The 997-nt window shown below is 23.6% G+C and carries 1 protein-coding gene; it reads left to right on the forward strand.

Annotated elements, in window-relative coordinates; genetic code table 11:
• Window positions 1-274 precede the first annotated feature (274 nt).
• Window positions 275-997 (forward strand): hypothetical protein (locus HMPREF9088_RS11160; protein ID WP_007209368.1); only part of this gene is annotated, 723 nt, incomplete at its 3' end.

The following is a 997-nucleotide window of genomic DNA, read 5'->3' on the forward strand; positions in this document are numbered from 1 at the left end:
ATTACACACCTAATTCTTACACCATTGATAAAAAAGGATAGAACTAAAGAAAATGTATTAAGTTTAAATAGCTTTTTTATAGATATTGATTGTGTAAAAAAAAGGATTATCAATAGATTATGTATTAGAAAAAGTAAAGAAAAGAACTAAAATCCCTTTTTCTGCAATCATTGCAAGTGGTAATGGATTACACTTATATTATTTTATAGATTTTGTATACATACCTAAAAAATCTCAAAATACTAGCACAATCACTAATTTGTATGAATCAACAATGAATGATTTAGTTAAAGTATTTGCAGATTTAGGTGCTGATGATGGTGCTAAAAGTAGTAACAACTATCTTAGATTACCAAACACCATCAATGTTAAGGAAAAAATAGGAGTAAATAAGGTTAAAATATTAGAACTTAATGATTATGTATATACTCTAAAAGATATAGCAATACTATATAAAAATGGTTACGCTGACTATCTAAACAATGCAGAAAAACAAATAAAAGCTAAAGAGAGAAAAGAACAAAATAAGAAAAAAACACCTAAAAAACTAAAAACAACATTAAGCTTAGATAGAGTAGCAGATTTAATAAAATTAATTGATTTAAGGAATGGAATTGTAGAAACAAGAAATGATTTTTTAAGGTTATGTATATTTTTCAACAAATTTAAAGCTTATGAATTAAACAGTCATTTCCAAAATCCTGAAGATTTAAAAGCAATAGATGCAATGATTAAGTATTATGATAGACAAAAAGCTAAAAATGATAGTGCTTTAAATAAAAAAATGTATTGGACAAATCAACAAATAATTAAGACTCTAAATATAACTGCTGAAGAACAAAAGCAACTAAAAACAATTATAAGTGCTGAAGAAAGTAAACTTAGAGATAAATTAAGAAAAAGAAAAAATAGAGAAATACCTAAAGTAGCTTTGAAAGTAAAAAAAGACTTATCAAATTTATATGTAAATAAATTTAAAAATAGTTTAAAAAATAGA

This window comes from Enterococcus italicus DSM 15952, from assembly GCF_000185365.1.
GTDB lineage: Bacteria > Bacillota > Bacilli > Lactobacillales > Enterococcaceae > Enterococcus_G > Enterococcus_G italicus.